Origin of the sequence: Streptomyces huasconensis, assembly GCF_021028635.1 — a bacterium.
Classification (GTDB): domain Bacteria; phylum Actinomycetota; class Actinomycetes; order Streptomycetales; family Streptomycetaceae; genus Streptomyces; species Streptomyces huasconensis.
Genome location: NZ_CP086119.1, coordinates 233,187 through 253,681, shown reverse-complemented (window position 1 = coordinate 253,681; position 20,495 = coordinate 233,187). Strand labels below are relative to the sequence as shown.

Genomic DNA, 20,495 nt, shown 5'->3' with positions numbered 1-20,495 from the left:
CCACGACGTACCGCCGAGTGCGACACTGCCTGGAGGACGACAAGTGACCCGCGAGACACGTTCCGGCGACGCCCGGCCCGCACTCGACGACGTACTGCCGCTGACCGCCCTCCAGGAGGGTCTGCTCTTCCACGCCCTGTACGACGACCGGCGGCCGGACGTGTACACCGTCCAGCTCGCCGTGGGCCTCGCCGGACCCCTGGACGCCGAACGGCTGCACGACGCGGCCCGCGCGCTGCTGCGCCGTCACCCCAACCTCGGGGCCGGCTTCCGGGTGACCGGCTCGGGCAAGGCGGTCCAGTACCTGCGCCGGGGCACCGAACCCCACTGGCGCCGCACCGACCTCACCGGCCTCGCCCCCGGCCGGCGCGCGGCCGCACTCGACGCCCTGCGCGAGGAAGAGCGCACGACCCGCTTCGACCTCGACCGGCCGCCACTCATCCGCTTCCTGCTGGTCAGGGAGGCACCGGAGCTGCACAGCCTGATCTTCACCAACCACCACATCCTCATGGACGGCTGGTCGGGCCCACTGCTGCTGCGCGATCTGATGGCGCTGTACGAACACCGGGGCGACACCGCGCGGCTGCCCGCCGTCACCCCCTACCGCACCTTCCTGCGCTGGCTGGCAGGGCAGGACACCGAAAGGGGGCTGCGCGTCTGGAGCGAGGCCCTGGACGGGCTCCAGGCGCCGACGCTGCTGGCCCCCCGGCGCGAGGCGGCGCCCCCGGTCCCGCCCGAGCAGCTCACCGCGGAGCTGCCGGACCGGCTCGGTGCGGCCCTCCAGCGCCGGGCGGCCGAGCACGGGGTGACCCTCAACACCGTGGTCCAGGCCGCCTGGGCGCTGCTCCTCGGCCGGCTGACCGGGCGGGACGACGTGGTGTTCGGCGCCACGGTCTCCATCCGGCCTCCGGAGATCGACGGCGTACAGAGCATGGTGGGCCTGTTCATCAACACCGTGCCCGTCCGGATACGGCTGCGGCCCGCCGAGACCTTCGCGGGCCTCCTCACCCGCGTACAGCGCGAACAAGCGCTGCTCATGGACCATCAGCACATCGGCCTCGGCGACATCCAGCGGACGGCGGGCCACGGCGACCTCTTCGACACCACCGTGGTGACCGAGAACTTCCTGGTCGAACGGGAGGCGCTGGAGCGCTCCGTCGCCGGCGTGCGGCTGACCTCAGCCGACGGGCACGACGCCACCCACTACACCCTCGGCCTGATCGCCGCGCTCTCCGGCGAACGCCTGGAACTGCGCCTGGAGCACCGCCCCGACGCCTGCCCGCGCGCCGCCGCCGAGGCCCTCATGGAGCGCCTGCGGCTGCTGCTCGAAGCCCTCGCACACACCCCCGACCTGCCCACCGGCCGGGTCGGCGTGCTCAGCGCCGACGAACACCGGGTCCTGGTGGACGACTTCAACGACACCGCGTGCCCCCTGCCCGGCGACGGGCTCGTGGAGCTCTTCCAGCGGCAGGTCGCGCGGACCCCCACGGCCCCGGCCGTCGTGCACGACGGCGAGAGCACCGACTACGCCGGCCTCAACGCCCGCGCCAACCGGCTCGCCCGGTACCTGACGGGCCTCGGCATCGGCGCCGAGGACATCGTGGCCCTGGCCCTGCCCCGCTCCCCGCGCTCCGTCGCCGCCCTGCTCGCCGTGCTCAAGACCGGTGCCGCGTACCTGCCGCTCGACCTCGACGACCCGGCGGACCGTGTCGCTGCACTCCTCGCCGACGCCCGCCCCGCCCTGCTCCTCACCGAGTCCGGGCCGCTGCGCCACCTGCCCGCCACCGCCATCCCCGTCACCCTCCTCGACGACCCGGACACCGCCGCCGCCCTCGGCCGGTGCGCCGCCACGGACCCCGGACCCGCCCACCTCGTCCGCCCCGTGCACCCCGGCCACGCCGCCTACGTGCACTACACCTCGGGCTCGACCGGCACCCCCAAGGGCGTCGTCGTGCCCCGCGCCGCCCTCACCAACCTCTTCCTCAGCCACCAGCGGCACGTCTTCGCGCCCACCGCGGCCGGCGCCGGACGGGAACGGCTGCGGGTCGCGCACACCGCAGGCCTCTCCTCCGACGCGCTCTGGCCGCCCCTGCTGTGGATGATCGCCGGACACGAACTGCACCTGGTCCCCGAGGACGTACGGCGCGACGCCCAGGCGCTCTGCCGGTACGTCGCCGACCACCGGGCCGACATCGTCGACGTCACCCCCACCTACGCCCAACTCCTGCTCTCCCAGGGGCTCCTGAAATCGGGCCTGCGAGGCGTCATGGTCGGCGGCGAACAGGTCGGCGAGACACTCTGGCACGACCTGCGGGCCGCGGGCGTCCTGGGCGGGAACTTCTACGGGCCCACCGAGACGACCGTCGACTCCCTCGTCGCCTCCCTCCAGGACGACGACCGGCCCGTCATCGGACGCCCCATCGACAACACCCGGGTGTACCTCCTCGACGGCGGGCTCCAGCCGGTGCCGCCGGGCACCCGGGGCGAGCTGTACATCGCGGGCGCCGGACTGGCCCGCGGCTACCTCGGCCGCGCGGCGCAGACCGCGGGACGGTTCGTCGCGAACCCCTTCACCGGCCCCGACGGCCCGGGTGAGCGCATGTACCGCACCGGGGACCTGGTGCGCCAGCGGGCCGACGGCGTCGTGGAGTACCTCGGCCGCACCGACGACCAGGTCAAGATCCGCGGCTTCCGCGTCGAACTCGGCGAGGTCGAAGAGACCCTGCGCGGCCTCGGCGACCTCGCCCAGGTCGCGGTCGTGGCCCACGAAATCGCCCCCGGCGACCGGCGGCTGGTCGCCTACGCCGTACCGCGCCCCGGAGCCGTGCTCGACCCCGACGCGCTGCGCCGGGCCGCCGCCGCGGCGCTGCCCGCCCCCATGGTCCCGGCCGCCGTCATGCCCCTGGACGCCCTGCCGCAGCTCGCCACGGGCAAGGTCGACCGCACGGCCCTGCCGGCGCCGGAGCTGACCGGCAGCCGCGACGCCCGCGCCCCGCGCGACCCGCGGGAGGAGGCGCTGTGCGGCCTGTTCGCCGAGGTCCTCGGCGTCGCCCGGGTCGGCGTCGACGAGGGCTTCTTCGACCTGGGCGGGCACTCGCTGTCCGCGACCCGTCTGGTGAGCCGGGTCCGGGCCACGCTCGGCGCCGAACTGCCGGTCCGCGCGCTCTTCGAGGCGCCCACGGTGGCCGCGCTCGCACAGCGGCTCGCGCACGCCGACGAACGAACGGCCGACCCCGTGGTGCCGGTGGCCCGGCCCGAGGTGGTGCCGCTGTCGTCCGCCCAGCGCCGCATGTGGTTCCTCGACCGGCTCGGCGGCCAGGCCTCCGCGTACAACATCCCCGTGGCCGTCCGCCTGCGCGGGACGCTGGACCCGGACGCGCTGCGCGCCGCGCTCGCCGACGTCGTGGCCCGGCACGAGACGCTGCGGACCCTCTTCCAGGAGACCGGCGGCGAACCGCACCAGGTGATCCTCGACCCCGCGGACGCCGTCCCCGCCCTCGACGTGGTCGAGACGGACGAGGCCGGGCTCTCCCGGGAGATGGCCGAGTGCGTCGGCCGCGGCTTCGACCTGGCCGCCGAACTCCCGCTGCGCGCCCGGCTCCTCGCCCTCGCGCCGCACGAGCACGTCCTGGTCCTCGTCACCCACCACATCGTCAGCGACGGCTGGTCGGCGGCGCCGCTCGCCAGGGACCTCGGGACGGCCTACGCCGCGCGCTGCCAGGGGCGTGCCCCCGCGTGGCGCCCCCTGCCCGTCCAGTACGCCGACTACACGCTCTGGCAACACCGCCACCTGGGCACCGAGGACGACCGGGACAGCCGCGTCAGCCGCCAGCTCGCCCACTGGACCGAGACCCTGCGGGACCTCCCGGACAGCCTGGACCTGCCCTTCGACCGGCCCCGGCGCGCCGCTGAGGGCACACCCGGCCGCACCGTGCGCTTCACGCTCGACGCGGAGCTGCACGGCCGCCTGGCCGCGCTCGCCCGCGCCCGCGGCGCGACCGTCTTCATGACGCTCCAGGCCGGTCTGGCCGCACTCCTGTGCCGGCTGGGCGCGGGGGACGACATCCCGATCGGCACCCCAATCGCCGGGCGCACGGACGAGGCGACCGAGGACCTCATCGGGCTCTTCCTGAACACCCTCGTCCTGCGCACCGACACCAGCGGCGACCCGAGCTTCCGGGAGCTGATGGACCGGGTGCGCGCCGTCGACCTGGCGGCCTACGCGCACCAGGACCTGCCCTTCGAGCGGCTCGTGGAGGTGCTCAACCCCGACCGCGTGCCCGGCCGCAACCCGCTCTTCCAGGTGTCGCTCACCCTCGACAACGCCCCCGACGCGCACCTGGCCCTGCCCGGCCTGGAGGTGGCCGCCGAGCCGCTGCCGGGCGCCGCCGTCAAGCTCGACCTCCTGTTCAACCTGCGGGAACGGCGCGGCGCCGACGGCAGCCCAGAAGGCATCGAGGGCATCGCGCAGTACAACGCGGACCTGTTCGACCACGCCACGGTGGAAGCCCTCATGGAACGCCTGCGGCGGCTGCTGCGCGCCGCCGTGGCCCGGCCCGGCCGCCCCCTCAGCGGCCTCGACCTGCTCGACCCGGACGAGCGCACCCGGCTCCTCACCGAATGGGGCACCGGGGACGGCGGCCCGCAGGACGCGGACCCGGCCGCCCTGCTCCCCGCCCGCTTCGAGCGACAGGTGCGCCGGACACCGGACGCGCCCGCGCTCACGGACGGCGACACCACACTCTCGTACGCCGAACTGAACGCCCGCGCCAACCGGCTGGCCCGACTGCTCATCGACCGGGGCGCGGGCCCCGAACGGCTGGTGGCCGTCGCACTGCCCCGCAGCGCCGACCTGGTCGTCACCCTGCTCGCGGTCCTGAAGTCCGGCGCCGGGTACCTCCCCGTGGAACCGGACCTGCCCGCCGAACGCGTCGCCGCCATGCTGGGCGACGCCACGCCCGTCCAGGTGGTCACCGCCGACGGCGTCACCGTGCCGCTGCCGGACACCGCGATCCGGCTGGACGCGCCCGCGACCCGCGCCGCGCTCGCCACCCGACCGGCGGACGACCCGGACGACGCCGACCGGACGGCGCCGCTCACCGAGCGCCACCCCGCCTACGTCATCTACACCTCCGGAACCACCGGCCGCCCCAAGGGCGTGGTGATCGAACACCGCTCGCTGCGCGAGTACGTCGGCTGGGCCGCCGCCCGGCACCCCGGCACACGCGGGGTGGCGGCGGTGCACTCACCCGTCTCCTTCGACCTCACGGTCACGGCGCTGTACACGCCCCTGGTCCGCGGCGGCCGCGTACGCGTCGTCGATCTCTTCGGCGCCTCGGGCCCCGGACCCGAGGTGACACCCGAGCCGGGCTTCACCTCCTTCATGAAGGTCACACCGAGCCATCTTCCGCTGCTGACCGCCCTCCACGACGGCTTCTCCCCCTCTGCGGAACTGGTCGTCGGAGGCGAGGCACTGACCGGCCGTGACCTCGCGGAGTGGCGCCGCCGCCACCCGCGGGCCACCGTCGTCAACGCCTACGGCCCCACCGAGGCCACCGTCAACTGCACCGAGTTCCGGGTGGCGCCCGGCGACGCCCTGCCGGACGGGAACGTCCCCATCGGCAGGCCGCGGGGCACCTGCCGGGTCCTGGTCCTCGACGACGCGCTCCAACCCGCGCCCGTGGGTACCGTGGGACAGCTCTACCTCGCCGGACCGCAGCTCGCGCGCGGCTATCTGGGCCGGCCGGCGCTGACCGCCGAGCGGTTCGTCGCCAACCCCTTCACCGGCCCCGACGGCCCCGGCGAGCGCATGTACCGGACCGGGGACCTGGCGCGCTGGCGCGCCGACGGCAACCTGGAGTTCGTCGGCCGGGCCGACGGCCAGGTCAAGATCCGCGGGTTCCGCGTCGAACTCGGCGAGATCGAGGCCGTGCTCGCCGCGCACCCCACGGTCGGCCGGGCCGTGGCGACGGTGCGCGAGGACCGCCCCGGGGACAAGCGCCTGGTGGCGTACTGCGTCCCCGCCGACGCCACCGGCGCGGGACGGCAGGAGGCGCCGGACCCGGCTGTCCTGCGCCGCTTCGCCGCCGCGCAGCTGCCGGAGTACATGGTCCCCGCCGCGGTCATGGTCCTCGCCGAGCTGCCGCTCACCGCCCACCGCAAGCTGGACCGCGCCGCCCTGCCCGCGCCGCGCCACGGCACGGGGGAGCGGACCCCGGGGCAGCGCACCCCGCACGAGGACATCCTTCGCGGCCTCTTCGCCGACGTCCTCGGCACCGATGACGTCGGCCCGGACGACGGTTTCTTCGCGCTCGGCGGCCACTCGCTCCTCGCGATCCGGCTCCTGAGCCAGATCCGCCGGGTCTTCTCCGTCCAGCTGACCATCCGCACCCTCTTCGAGACGCCCACCCCGGCGGGCCTCGCCGAGGTGGTCCGCGGCTCCGGCCCGGGCCCCCGCCCGGCGCTCGCCCCCGCCGACCGCCCCGACCCGCTCCCGCTGTCCTACGCCCAGCGCCGCCAGTGGTTCATCAACCGCCTCGACCCCGACAGCCCCCTGTACAACCTGCCGATCACGCTGCGGCTGCGCGGCCCGCTGGACCGTGCCGCCCTGGAGGCCGCGCTGACCGACGTGGTGACCCGCCACGAGAGCCTGCGCACCGTCTTCCCCGAGCGGGACGGCGAACCCGGCCAGCGCATCCTCGACCCCGCGTCCCTCGCGGGCACACTGCTGCGCACCACGACGGTGACCGAGGCCGGCCTCGGCGAAGCCGTCGCCGAGGCCGCCCGGGAAGGCTTCGACCTGACGGTCCGCCCGCCGCTGCGCGCGACCCTCCTCGCGCTGGGCGAGCGCGACCACGTGCTCGTCCTCGTCCTGCACCACATCGCGGGCGACGCGATGTCGATGCGCCCGCTCGGCGCGGACCTGGCCACCGCCTACGCCGCGCGCCGCGAGGGCGGCGCCCCGCGGTGGGAGCCGCTGCCGGTCCAGTACGCCGACTTCACGCTCTGGCAGCACGCGGTCCTCGGCGACGAGAGCGACCCGGACAGCGAGCTGACACGCCAGCTCGCCCACTGGAAGGAGGCGCTGGCGGACCTGCCCGAGGAACTGGCACTGCCCACCGACCGGCCGCGCCCCGCCACCGGCCCCCAACGCGGAGCCCGCGCCCCCTTCTCCTGCGACGCCGCCCTGCACCGGCGGCTCCTCGACCTGGCCCGCGCCACCGGCACCAGCCTGTTCATGGTCGTCCAGGCGGCGTTCGCGACCGTGCTCGGCAAGACCGGCGCCGGCGACGACATCCCGATCGGCACCCCCATCACCGGACGGTCCGACGAGGCCCTGGACGACCTGATCGGCTTCTTCCTCAACACCCTGGTGCTGCGCACCGACACCTCGGGCGACCCCACCTTCCGCGAACTGCTCGCCCGGGTCAGGGACACCGACCTCGCCGCGTACGACCACCAGGAACTGCCGTTCGAGCGGCTGGTGGAGGAGCTGAACCCGGCGCGCTCACTCGCGCGGCACCCGCTCTTCCAGGTGGCCCTGACCGTGCAGAGCGGCGCCGGCGCCGAGCTGGCGCTCCCGGACCTCACGGTCGAGGCGGTGGCGAACGAAACCCTGTGGGCGCGCTTCGACCTCTCCCTGGCCCTGGGCGAACGCCGCGACGCGCAGGGCGCGCCCGCCGGACTCGACGGCGTCGCCGAGTACTCCGCCGAGCTCTTCGACGCCTCGACGGTCGAGTCGCTGCTCCGACGCCTGGAGCGGGTGCTCGTCGCGGTGACGGACGACCCGGGCATCCGGCTCGGCGCCCTCGACGTCCTCGACCCGGCCGAGCGGCACGAGCTGCTGGTGACCCGCAACGACACCGCCCACCCGGTGCCGCGGACACCGGTGCATCGGCTCGTCGAGGCGCAGGCCCGGCGAACCCCGCACGCCGAGTCGGTGACGGACGGACAGATCACGCTCACGTACGCGGAGTTGACGGAGCGGGTGAACGGCGTGGCGTGCATGCTCGCCGAGCGGGGCGCGGGCCCCGAGGCGGTGGTGGCACTCGCCGTGCCGCGGACCGTCGACGCGGTCGTGGCGATGCTCGCGGTCGCCAGGACCGGTGCCGCGTTCCTGCCGGTGGACGTCGACTTCCCCGCGGAGCGGGTGCGTTTCGTGCTCCAGGACGCCGCTCCCATACTGGTGCTCGCGACGCGCGAGACGGCCGCGGAACTGCCCGCCGATCCGGCCGTCCCCACGGTCCTGATCGAGGACGCCCGGCCGCGCCCCGACTGGACGGCCACGGCCCCGGCCCTCCCGCAGAGCGCCGCGTACATCCTCTACACCTCGGGTTCCACCGGCCGCCCCAAGGGCGTCGTGATCCCGCACGCCGCCCTGAACAACTTCCTGGCGTCAATGGGCGCGTTGGTGCCGCTGGCCCCGCGCGACCGCTGGCTGGCCGTGACCACCTTCGGCTTCGACATCAGTCTGCTGGAGGTCTTCCTGCCGCTGCTCTCGGGAGCGACCGTACTGATCGCCGGACGCGACGCCGTCCGCGACCCCTCGGAACTGGCCGGGCTGCTGCGCACCGCCGGTGTCACGGTGATGCAGGCGACCCCGAGCCTGTGGCGGACGCTGCTCGACGCCGCCCCGGACGCCGCCGACGGACTGCGCGTGCTGGTCGGCGGCGAGGCCCTGGACGACACCCTCGCCGCCCGCCTCTCGGACAGGGCGCTGTCCGTACGGAACATGTACGGCCCGACGGAGACCACCGTCTGGTCCACCTCCGCTCCCGTGGTGTCCGGTGAACCCGTGGTGGTGGGTGGTCCGTTGTGGAATACGCGGGTGTATGTGCTGGATGGTGGGTTGGGTGTGGTGCCGTTTGGTGTGGTGGGTGAGTTGTATGTGGGTGGTGTGGGTGTGGGGCGTGGGTATGTGGGGTGTGCGGGTGTGACGGCGGGTCGGTTTGTGGCTGATCCGTTTGGTGGGGGTGGGGGGCGGTTGTATCGGACGGGGGATCTGGTGCGGTGGACGGTGGGTGGTCTGGAGTTCGTGGGTCGGGTGGATGGTCAGGTGAAGGTGCGTGGTTTCCGGGTGGAGTTGGGTGAGGTGGAGGCGGCGTTGCGGGGTGTTGAGGGGGTGTCGGGTGCGGTGGCGTCGGTGGTGGTGGGTCCGGATGGTGGGGGTCGGTTGGTGGGGTTTGTGTCGGGTGGGGTGGATCCGTTGGTGGTGCGGGGTGTGGTGGCGGGTGTGTTGCCGGGGTATGCGGTGCCGTCGGTGGTGGTGGGGTTGGAGGAGTTGCCGTTGACGCCGAACGGGAAGGTGGATCGGTCGGCGTTGCCGGTTCCGGTGATGTCAGGTGTGGGTGTGGGTGTGGGGCGTGGTCCGCGGTCGGTGGTGGAGGAGGTGTTGTGCGGGTTGTTCGGTGAGGTGTTGGGTGTGGGTGTGGTGGGGCCTGAGGATGATTTCTTTGTTCTGGGGGGTCATTCGTTGTTGGCGACGCGGTTGGTGTCGCGGGTGCGGAGTGTGTTCGGGGTGGAGGTGCCGGTGCGGGCGGTGTTCGAGGCGCCGTCGGTGGCGGGCCTTGCCCGGTGGGTGGAGTCGGGAGTGGTCGGTGGGCGTGTGGGTGTGGGGGTCCGGGAGCGTCCGGCGGTGATTCCCCTGTCGTACGCCCAACGACGCCTGTGGGCCCTCGGCAAGCTGGCCGACACGGGCCCCCTCTACCACCTCTCCCTGGCGACCAGGCTGCACGGCGCCGTGGACCGGGACGCCCTGGAGGCGGCGCTCGCCGACGTGGTGACACGCCACGAGAGCCTGCGCACGATCCATCCCGAAACGGACGGTGTGCCGCACCAGGTGATCCTGGACCCCGACACCGCGCGCCCGCGCCTCGGCGTCCTGGAGGTCCGGCCCGAGGAGGCCGAGCGCACGGTCGACGCCGTCCGCGCCGAGCCCTTCGACCTCACGGCCGAACCTCCGCTGCGGGCCGGACTGCTCGCCCTCGGACCGGAGGAGCATCTCCTGGTCCTGGTCCTGCACCACATCGCGGGGGACGCCGGTTCGGTGCGGCCGCTGGTCCGCGACCTGTCGGCGGCCTACGCGGCACGCCGGGCGGGCGAGCCCCCGCGGTGGCAGCCGCTGCCGGTCCAGTACGCCGACTACACCCTCTGGCAGCGCGACATGCTCGGCGACGAAGACGACCCGGACAGCGAACTCAACCGCCAACTCGCCCACTGGCGACAGCACCTGGCCGACCTCCCCGAGGAGCTGCCGTTGCCCGTCGACCGCCCCCGCCCCGCGGAGGCCGGACACGAGGGCGGCGTCGTCCCCTTCGAGGTGGACCCGGAACTGCACAAGCGGCTCCTGGACCTGGCCCGTGCGCACGGCGCCACCCCGTTCATGGTGCTGCACGCCGCGCTCGGCGCGCTGCTGACCCGCCTCGGCGCGGGAACGGATCTGCCCATCGGCGCCGCCGTGTCCGGGCGCGGCGACGCGTCCCTCGACGACCTCGTGGGCTTCTTCGTGAACACGCTGGTGCTGCGCACCGACACCTCGGGCGACCCCGCCTTCGCCCAACTCCTCGACCGCGTGCGGAAGTCGGACCTCGCCGCCTACGCCCACCAGGACGTCCCCTTCGACCGGCTCGTGGAAGAGATCAACCCGGCGCGCTCCCTCGCCCGGCACCCCCTCTTCCAGGTCATGCTCGTCCTGGACGACTTCACCCGCCCCGAGACCGGACCGGACGGGCTCGGCGGCACCGCTTCAGCGAACGACGACGCTCCCGCCCCCTCCGCCGTGGAGCCGCCGCCCGCGTCCACCGGCCGGGCCAAGTTCGACCTCTCCGTGCGCCTGGTGCAGCGACAGCGGGCGGCCGACGGAGAGGCGGCGGGGCTGGCCGGATCGATCGCCTACGCCTGCGACCTCTTCGACCGGCCCACGGTCGCGGCGATCGCGGAACGCTTCGTCCGGCTGCTGCGAGCCGTGGTCACCGACCCCGGCCGGCCCATCGGCGCGGCGGACATCCTTGGCGAGGCCGAGCGGGACCGGCTGCTCCACGGCTGGAACGACACCGAACGCCCGCTGCCCCCACTGCTCCTGCCGCATCTGTTCGAGGAGCAGGCGGCGCGCACTCCGGACGCCCCCGCCGTCACCCGCGGCGGGAAATCCGTGTCGTACGCGGAACTCGACGCCCGCGCCAACCGGCTGGCCCGCCTCCTGGTCGAGCGGGGCGCGGCACCCGAGAGCGTCGTCGCCCTGATGGTGCCGCGCTCCGTGGAGATGATCGTCGCCGTCCTGGCCGTGCTGAAGTCCGGCGCCGCGTACCTGCCGGTGGACAGCGCGTACCCCGCCGACCGGGTCCGTTACCTGCTCGGCGACGCGCGTCCGGTCCTCGCCGTGACCACCCGCGCGAACGCGGACCGCCTGCCGTCCGCCGTCGACCGGATCGTCCTCGACGACCCGGCCACCGCCGAGGAACTGTCGCGCCGCTCGCCCGCCGACCTCACCGACGCCGACCGGCGGGCCCCGCTCACCCCGCGCACCCCCGCCTACGTGATCTACACGTCCGGCTCCACCGGCCGGCCCAAGGGCGTGGTCGTCGAACACCGCTCCATCCCGAACATCGTGCTGGCCAGGATCGGGGCGTACGGCATGGGCCCCGGCAGCCGGGCGCTGCAGTTCGCCTCGCTCAGCTTCGACGCGGCCGTCTCCGAGATCTGCACACCGCTGAGCGCCGGGGCCTGTCTCGTGCTCGGCCCCGCCGACTTGCTCGATCAGGCGGACCAACTGCCTTCCCTCATGGCGGAGTTGGGGGTGACGCACGCGACCCTGCCGCCCGCGGTCCTCGCCCAGCTCCCGGACGGCAGCCTGCCCGCCGTGGAGAACCTGGTCATCGCGGGCGAGGCGGCCCAGGCCTCCCTGGTGCCCAAGTGGGCCACCGGACGCCGGATGTTCAACGCGTACGGCCCCACCGAGACCACCGTCTCCTGCACCATGGCCGGACCACTGCCCGCCGTGCCGGGCGTACCGCCCATCGGCGGACCCCTGCCGAACGCCCGCGTGTACGTCCTCGACGACCGGCTGCGGCCCGTCCCGGTCGGCGTACCCGGCGAGATGTACGTCTCCGGTCTCGGCGTCGCCCGCGGCTACCTGGGACGCACGGCGCTCACCGCGGAACGCTTCGTGGCGGACCCCTACGGCCCCGCCGGAAGCCGCATGTACCGCACGGGCGACCTGGCGCGCCGACGGGCCGACGGCCAACTGGAGTTCGCCGGCCGCGCGGACGACCAGGTGAAGATCCGTGGCTTCAGGATCGAACCGGGGGAAGTGCAGAGCGCGTTGGCGTCCTGCCCCGGCGTGGGCCGGGCCGTCGCCGTCGTACGGGAGGACCGGCCCGGCCGCCGGCAACTGGTCGGCTATGTGACCCCGGCGGCGCCGGGCACCGAAGCGGACGTCGACCCCGAGCAGATCCGTGCCCGGGTCGCCGACCTCCTGCCCGCGCACATGGTGCCGGGCGCGGTGGTCGTGCTCGACCGCATCCCCCTGACCGTGAACGGCAAAGTGGACCACGCGGCCCTGCCCGCGGTCCGACCGGTCACGGCCGGCACCGGACGCCGCCCCGGCGACCCCCGCGAGGAACTCCTCTGCCAGGTGGTCTCGGACGTGCTCGCGGTGCCCCGGGTCGGTGTCGACGAGAACTTCTTCGCCCTGGGCGGCGACAGCATCACCGCGCTCCAGGTCGCCAGCCGGGCCCGCGCCGCCGGGCTGGCCCTCACCCCCAGGGACCTCTTCCGGCACCAGACCGTGGCCGAACTCGCCGCCGCCGTACGCGAGTCCGCGCCACAGGACGACGGGCACCGCGACGACGGCGTCGGCGCGGTGCCTGCCACGCCCGTCATGCGCTGGCTCGCCCAGCGGCGCGGCCCGGTCAAGCACCTCAACCAGTCGGTCCTGCTGACCGTGCCCGCCCTGGGAGCCGAGGCACTCGTCACCGCCGTGCAGAGTCTGCTCGACCACCACGACGCGCTGCGGGCCACCCTGGTCGGCGGCGCCACCAAGGTCACCTGGGGCCTGAAGATCGCCCCGCGCGGCGCCGTCCCGGCACGCGAGCACGTGCGGCGGGTCGACATCACCGCCCACCTGGACACCTCCCCGGAGCTGGCCGCCCTCCTCGCCCGGGAGGGCGAGGCCGCACGGGACCGCCTCGACCCGGAGGCCGGGGCGATGGTCCAGGTGGTGTGGTTCGACGCGGGACCCGAACGCCCGGGCAGACTGCTGCTGGTCGCCCACCACCTGGTCGTCGACGGCGTGTCCTGGCGCATCCTGGTGCCCGACCTCGCCCAGGCATACCGGGCGGCCGCGACCGGCGGCGAACCGGGGCTCGCCCCGGTCGGCACCTCGCTGCGGCGCTGGTCCCAACTCCTCCTGGCCGAGGCCCAGGACCCGGAGCGTGCCGCCGAACTGGACCTGTGGGCCGACATGCTCGACGGCGACGACCCCCGCATCGGCACGGGAGTGCCGAGGCCCGCCCGGGACACCCGCGGCACGGCCGAGTTCGTCAGCGCCACCCTCCCCGCGGACCTCACCGGCACGCTGCTCACCTCCGTACCGGAGGCGTTCCAGGTCCGCATGAACGACATCCTGCTCACCGGGCTCGCGCACGCCGTCGCCGAGTGGCGGGAGCGGCACGGCTGGAGCACCGACCACGCCGACCGCACGGTCCTGCTGGACGTGGAGGGCCACGGCCGGGAGGAGATCGCCGAGGAGATCGACCTCTCCCGCACCGTCGGCTGGTTCACCAGCGTGTTCCCGCTGCGGCTCGACCCCGGCGAGCCGGACCCGGACCAGGCGCCGACGGGGGAGTCCGCGGTGCTCGACGCCCTCAAGCGGGTCAAGAGCCGCCTGCGGGAACTCCCCGACAACGGCCTGGGATTCGGTCTGCTGCGCTACCTCAACCCGGACACGGCCGGTGCCCTCGCCCCGCTCGGCACCCCGCAGATCGGCTTCAACTACCTGGGCCGGATGAACGGCACCGCCCTCGACGGTGAGCACGCGGCCCCCACGGAATGGTCGGTCAGCACGGACCTCACCGCCGGCGTCGACCCGTCCGACGGCGACCTGCCGTTCGCCCACGCCCTCGAACTGACGGCCGCTGTAAGGGAGTCGGCCGACGGGCCGCGGCTCAGCGTGAGCTGCGCCTGGCCCGCCGCCCTGTTCCGCGCCGAGGAGACGAAGGACCTGCTCGACACCTGGCTGCGGGCGCTGCACGCCCTGGCCGACGCGGCCGGGCGGTCCGGCGGCGGCCTCGTCCCCGCCGACCTGCCGCTCGTCACCGTCACTCAGGAGGAGATCGACGCCTGGGAGGCCGAACCCGACGGCGTCGAGGACGTCCTGCCCCTCTCACCGCTCCAGGAAGGACTGTTCTTCCACGCCCTGTTCGCGGGCACCGGCCCCGACGTCTACACCATGCAGACCACCCTCGACCTGACGGGCCCGCTGGACGCCACGGCGCTGCGGGCCGCCGGACAGGGCCTCCTGGACCGGCACCCCAACCTGCGCGCCGGGTTCCGCCACCGCGGCGCGGGTGACAGCGTCCAGATCATCCCCCGCCGGGCCGAGCTGCCCTGGACGCGGGTGGACCTGTCCGGGCTCGACGAGACCGCCCGGCAGGCCGAGCTGACCCGGCTGACCGACGACGCACGCGCCGAGCGGTTCGACCTCGGCCGGCCACCACTGATCCGGTTCACGCTGATCAGGCTCGGCGAGGAACAGCACCGGCTGCTGATCCTCAAGCACCACATCCTGCTCGACGGCTGGTCCGTGCCGCTGTTCATGCGCGACCTGTTCGCGCTCTACCGGCACGGCGACCGGCACGCGCTGCCCGCGGTCGTCCCCTACCGCCGCTACCTCGACTGGCTCTCCCGCCAGGACCGCGCGGCGACCGAGGCGGCCTGGCGCGAGGCCCTGGCCGGTGTCGGCGAGCCCACGCTCCTCGCGGGCGCCGAGCCCGGCCCGCCGACCGAGATGCCCCGCAACGTGGCCCGTGACCTGCCCGCCGCGCTCACCACGGCGCTCCAGGAGCAGGCGGCGACCTCCGCGACCACCGTCAACACCTTCCTGCAAGGCGCGTGGGCGGTGCTGGCAGGCCGGCTCCTCGGCCGCGACGACGTGGTCTTCGGGACCACGGTCTCCGGCCGGCCGCCGCAGATACCCGGCATCGAGTCCATGCTCGGCCTGTTCATCAACACCATCCCGGTCCGCGTCCGCCTGCGCCTCGACGAGACCTGGCAGGAGCTGACGGCCCGCATCCAGCACGAGCAGAGCGCGCTCGGCGACCACCACCAGCTCGGGCTCGCCCGCATCCAGCAGCTGGCCGGCGTCGGCGAACTCTTCGACGCCCTTGTGGTCTACGAGAACTTCCCCGCCCCCGCCTCCCGCGAGTCGAAGGAGACCGGGCTGAGGGCCAAGGCAAGGGAAGGCCGCGCGGCCGCGCACTATCCGCTCGCCCTGATCGCCAACATGACACCGGGCGGACTGCGGCTGCGCCTGGAGTACCGTCCCGAACTCATCGCCCGCGCACGCGCCGAGGAACTGCTCGACCGCCTCGTACGCGTCCTGGAACAGGTCGTCGGCGACCCGGCGCGGCCCGTCGGCCGGATCGACGTCCTCGGCCCGGCCGAACGGCGACAGCTCCTGGGCGGCTGGCACGGCGAGGCCCTCACCCCGGCGGCCGCCCGGCCCGCCACGATCCACGGCCGGTTCGCCGACGCCGTGGCCCAGGGACCGCAGGACACCGCCATCCGCCATGGCGACCAGAAGCTCGGCTACCGGGAACTGGACGAGCGCGCCAACCGGCTCGCGCGGCTCCTCGGCGAGCTGGGGGTGGGCCGCGAGACCCGCGTGGCGGTGCTCCTCGACCGGGGTGTCGACCTCGTCGTCGCCGTCCTCGCCGTCCTGAAGGCCGGAGGCGTGTACGTACCGCTGGAACCCGACACCCCGGAGCGGCGCCAGGAACTGCTCGTCGCCGAGACCGCCGCGCCCGTCCTGCTCACCCACGAGGACCTCACGCCCGCCTGGACCGCAGGACCCGAGGCGCACGTACGGGTCGTCGCGGTCGACACCGACCCCCGGCTGCCCGGCCAGGACACCACCGCACCGCCCATCGAGGTGGCACCCGGCCAACTGGCCTACGTCATCTACACCTCCGGGTCCACCGGCACCCCCAAGGGCGTCGCCGTCACCCACCAGAACGTCGTGGAACTCGCGGCGGACCGCTGGTGGGGGCTCGACCGCCGCCCGACGGTGCTCTTCCACTCCCCGCACGCCTGGGACGCCTCCACCCTGGAGTGGTGGGTGCCGCTGCTCGACCACGGCGAGATCGTCGTCGCCCCGCCCGGCAAACTCGACCTCGACGCCCTCGCCGACCTCGTCGTCCAGGAGCGCATCACCGGACTGTGGGCCTCCGGTGGCCTGTTCCGGCTGCTCGCCGAGGAACACCCGGAGTGCTTCGCGGGCCTGAACGAGGTCCGCACCGGCGGCGACGTGGTCCCCGCGGACGCGGTGCGCAGGGCACTGCGCGCCTGCCCCGACACAGTGGTCACCGCCGGGTACGGGCCGACCGAGACCACCGTGTTCTCCACCCGCCACTCGATGCGCGCGGGCGACCCCGTGCCGGAGAGCGTCCCCATCGGGCGCCCCCTGGACGGCACCCGCGCCCACGTCCTCAGCCCGGGCCTCGAACCCGTGCCGGTGGGCGTCGTCGGCGAGCTGTACCTGGCGGGCTCCGGGGTGTCGCGGGGGTACGAGAACAACCCGGCCATGACCGCCGAACGCTTCGTCGCCGACCTCTACGGCCCGCCCGGCACCCGCATGTACCGCACCGGCGACCTCGTCCGGTGGCGCGCGGACGGCCTCATGGAGTTCGCCGGACGCGCCGACGAACAGGTCAAACTGCGCGGGTTCCGGGTGGAGCTGCGCGAGGTGGAGGTCGCCCTCACCGGCCACCCCGGCATCGGCCAGGCCGTCGCGCTCGTCCGGGAGGACCGCCCCGGCGACAAGCGCCTGGTCGCGTACGTCGTGCCGGACACCGGCTCACCGGACCCCGACCCGGCCGCTCTGCGGGAGCGGCTGGCCGGTCTGCTGCCGCAGTTCATGGTGCCGTCCGCGTTCGTCGTCCTGGACCGGCTGCCGCTGACCGACAACACCAAGCTGGACCGGGCGGCGCTGCCCGCCCCCGACCACCGGGCCGAGCGCACCCGCCCGCCGCGCACCCCGCAGGAAGAGGTGCTGTGCGGCCTGTTCGCCGACGCGCTCGGCGTGCCCGAAGTCGGCCTCGACGACGACTTCTTCATGCTGGGCGGCAACTCCCTGACCGCCGCCGCGCTCGTCACCCGCATCCGCGCCACCCTGGGCTCCGGGCTGAGCGTGCAGGCGCTGTTCACCGCGCCCACCGTCGCGGCGCTGGCACGTCGGCTGGAGCCGGACACCGGCCCCGACGAGAACGGCGGCCTGGAGGTCCTGCTCCCGCTGCGCACCACCGGGGACGCGGCCCCCGTCTTCTGCTTCCACGCGGGCGGCGGACTGAGCTGGCGGTACGCGGGCCTGCTGCGGCACCTGCCCCCCGAACACCCGGTCTACGGACTCCAGGCCCGCGCCTACAGCACGCCGGGCCACCGGCCGGCCGACATCGAGGAGATCGCCGCGGACTTCACCGAGCAGATCAGGAAGGTACGGCCCACCGGCCCCTACCACCTGATCGGCTGGTCCTTCGGCGGCCTCGTCGCCCACGCCGTGGCCGCCCGGCTCCAGGACGACGGCGACGAGGTCGCCACCCTCGCCCTGCTGGACGCCTACCCGGCCGAAGCCGGCACCGCGCCGCCCCAGCAGGCCGGTGACGGCGGCGAACTGCTGCGCGCCCTGCTGGAGGTGACGCACGCGGCGCCCTCCGCACCCGGCGGCGAAGCCATCACCCGCGAGGAGGCGGCCGAGGCGCTGCGCGCCCTCGGCGACCCGCTCATGGAACTGCTCGCCGACCGGCTCGACACGGTCCTCCAGGCCTTCGAGGACCACGTGGACCTGCGCCACGCCTTCGTGCCAAGGGTGTTCCGCGGGGACGCGCTGCTCTTCGCGGCCCTGCCCGACGGCACCGACGCCCGCGGCCGTGCCGAGCGCTGGCAGCCGTACGTCGCAGGGCGGGTGCACGCCCACCCGGTGCGCTGCACCCACGAACACATGATGAATCCGGAGCCGCTCGCCGAGATCGGGCGGATCGTCACCACGCGGCTGCGTCGCACCGAGAGGGGAACGGACCGCTGATGGGCCAGGACATCTACGGGATCGGCGAGATACCGCCACTGGGCGAGGTACCGCGGTACATGCACGCGGCCATGATCCGCCAGGAGCGCTACGGCGCGCCCGCCGACGCCATCCGCATCGAACAGACCGAGGTGCCGCCGGTCGGCCGGGGGCAGATCCTGCTCCTGGTGATGGCGGCCGGGGTCAACTACAACGGCGTGTGGGCCGCGCTCGGCGCGCCCGCCGACGTCATCGCGGCCCGCCGCAAACAGGGCGACCCGCACGACTTCCACATCGCGGGCTCCGAAGGGGCCGGCGTGGTGTGGGCGGTCGGCGAGGGCGTCACCCAGTACGGAGTCGGCGACGAGGTGATCGTGGGAGGCGTCCGCTGGGACGAGTCCGCGCCCGACATCCGGCTGGGCACCGACCCCACCGCCTCCCGCTCGCAGCGCGCCTGGGGCTACGAACTCAACCACGGCTCCTTCGCCCAGTTCACCGTCGTCGACGAGTACCAGTGCCACCCGAAGCCGCCGCGGCTGACGTGGGAAGAGGCCGGCTGCTTCCTCGGCGGCGGCTCCACTTCGTACCGCATGCTGACCGGCTGGCACCCGCACCATGTGCGGCCCGGGGACCCGGTGCTGATCTGGGGCGGCTCAGGCGGCCTCGGCTCGATGGCCATCCAGATCGTCAACCACTTCGGCGGGATACCCGTCGCCGTCGTCTCCGACGACGCCAAGCGCGACCACTGCATGCGGCTCGGCGCCCACGGCGTGGTCAACCGGCGCGAGTTCACCCACTGGGGCGGCCTGCCCGACCCCGACGACACGGCGGCGTACGGCGCGTGGCTGGACGGCGCGCGCTCCTTCGGCCGGCGGTTCTGGGAAGTCCTCGGCGAGCGCCGCTCACCGCGCATCGTCCTCGAACACCCGGGCAGGGACACGCTCGCCACGTCGGTGTACGTCTGCGACAACGCCGGCATGGTGGTGACCTGCGCGGGCACCAGCGGCTACCTCGGCCACATCGACCTGCGCTTCCTGTGGATGTTCCAGAAGCGGCTCCAGGGCTCGCACGCGGCCAACGTGCGCGAGACCAGGGCGATCATCGACCTGGTGGCGGCCGGACGCGTCGATCCCTGCCTGAGCGAGACCGTCCCCTTCGAGGAGATCGGCAGCGCCCACCAGCAGGTGTACGAGAACCGGCACGCGGCGGGCAACACCGCGGTCCTCGTGAACGCCCCGGGCCCCGGCCTGACGGGCATGCCGTGACCGGCGGCCCACCGGCCGGACGGCACCCGTTCCGGTTCGGCGTGTACGCGGGGGCGCTCTCCGGCATCGACGCCCTGCGCACGCTGGCGGTGGGCGCCGAGGAGGCGGGCTACGCCTCCCTGCTCGTCCCCGACCACCTGGACGAACGCTGGTCGCCGGTGGTCTCGCTGGCCCTCGCGGCCGGCTGGACCTCACGCATCGCCCTCGGCACCCTGATGCTCGCCGCCGACCTGAGGCGCCCCGCCGTGCTCTTCAAGGACCTGGCCACGCTCGACCAAGCGGCACCGGGCCGCCTGGAGATCGGCCTCGGCGCGGGCTGGTACCCCCCCGACTTCGCACGCGCCGGCCTCCCCATGGCCCCGCCCGGCATCCGCATCGAACGCCTGGCGGAGACCGCGCACATCCTCAAGGAGCTGTGGGAGAAGGGGGCGATCTCCTACGAGGGCCGCCACTGCTCGGCCGTGGACGCCATCGGCGCGCCCCGGCCGGGCCCGGCCACCTGGGTCATGGGCGGCGGCGGCCCCCGGATGCTGCGCACCGCCGTGGCACACGCGGACATCGTCTCGCTGACCGCGCGGCTCTCCTCCGGCCGCCGCGACACGCCGCTCGGCGACAATGCCCGCGCCGAGCGGTTCGACGAACGGGTGCGCTGGGTCCGGGAGTTCGCGGCCGAGGCCGGCCGCGCCCGCGCCCCGGAGCTGCAGTGCCTGCTGATCGACGCGGCGGTCGTCACCGACGCCGAGGAGTACGCCACACGCCGGCTCGCCCCCCGCTTCGGCCTGCCGCCCGGCGAGGTGCTCGACTCGCCCGTGGTCCTCGCGGGCACCGCCGACGAGATCTGCGCACGGCTGCGGGAGCGCCGCGAGCGGTTCGGGATCAGTTACTGGGTGCTGCCCGCCGCGCGGTGGAAGGAGTTCGTGCCGGTCGTGCGGCGCATGACCGGCACCTGAGCCCCG

Annotated in this window: 3 protein-coding genes; all 3 read left to right on the top strand. The window is 74.4% G+C overall.

The genetic code is table 11. The features are described 5' to 3' along the window. Window positions 1–43: 43 nt before the first annotated feature. Genes J2N69_RS01060 through J2N69_RS01050 form a run of 3 tightly spaced genes read left to right on the top strand, consistent with a single transcriptional unit; the run spans window position 44 to window position 20,489 of the window. Window positions 44–18,295: a non-ribosomal peptide synthase/polyketide synthase gene (locus J2N69_RS01060; RefSeq protein ID WP_230898987.1), complete on the top strand. Its 18,252-nt coding sequence runs from the start codon at window positions 44–46 to the stop codon at window positions 18,293–18,295. Next, window positions 18,295–19,539: a crotonyl-CoA carboxylase/reductase gene (gene ccrA, locus J2N69_RS01055; protein WP_230898986.1), complete on the top strand. Its 1,245-nt coding sequence runs from the start codon at window positions 18,295–18,297 to the stop codon at window positions 19,537–19,539. The genes J2N69_RS01060 and ccrA overlap by 1 nt, the downstream gene beginning before the upstream one ends. Beyond that, a complete protein-coding gene (locus J2N69_RS01050; RefSeq protein ID WP_230898985.1) occupies window positions 19,536–20,489 on the top strand; it encodes a TIGR03621 family F420-dependent LLM class oxidoreductase in 954 nt (317 codons plus the stop codon). Before ccrA ends, J2N69_RS01050 begins: the two co-directional genes overlap by 4 nt. The last annotated feature ends 6 nt before the right edge of the window (window positions 20,490–20,495 follow it).

Excerpts from the sequence above, each read along its gene's own strand:
- ccrA (WP_230898986.1), top strand. The coding sequence starts at position 18,295 with ATGGGCCAGGACATCTACGGGATCGGCGAGATACCGCCACTGGGCGAG.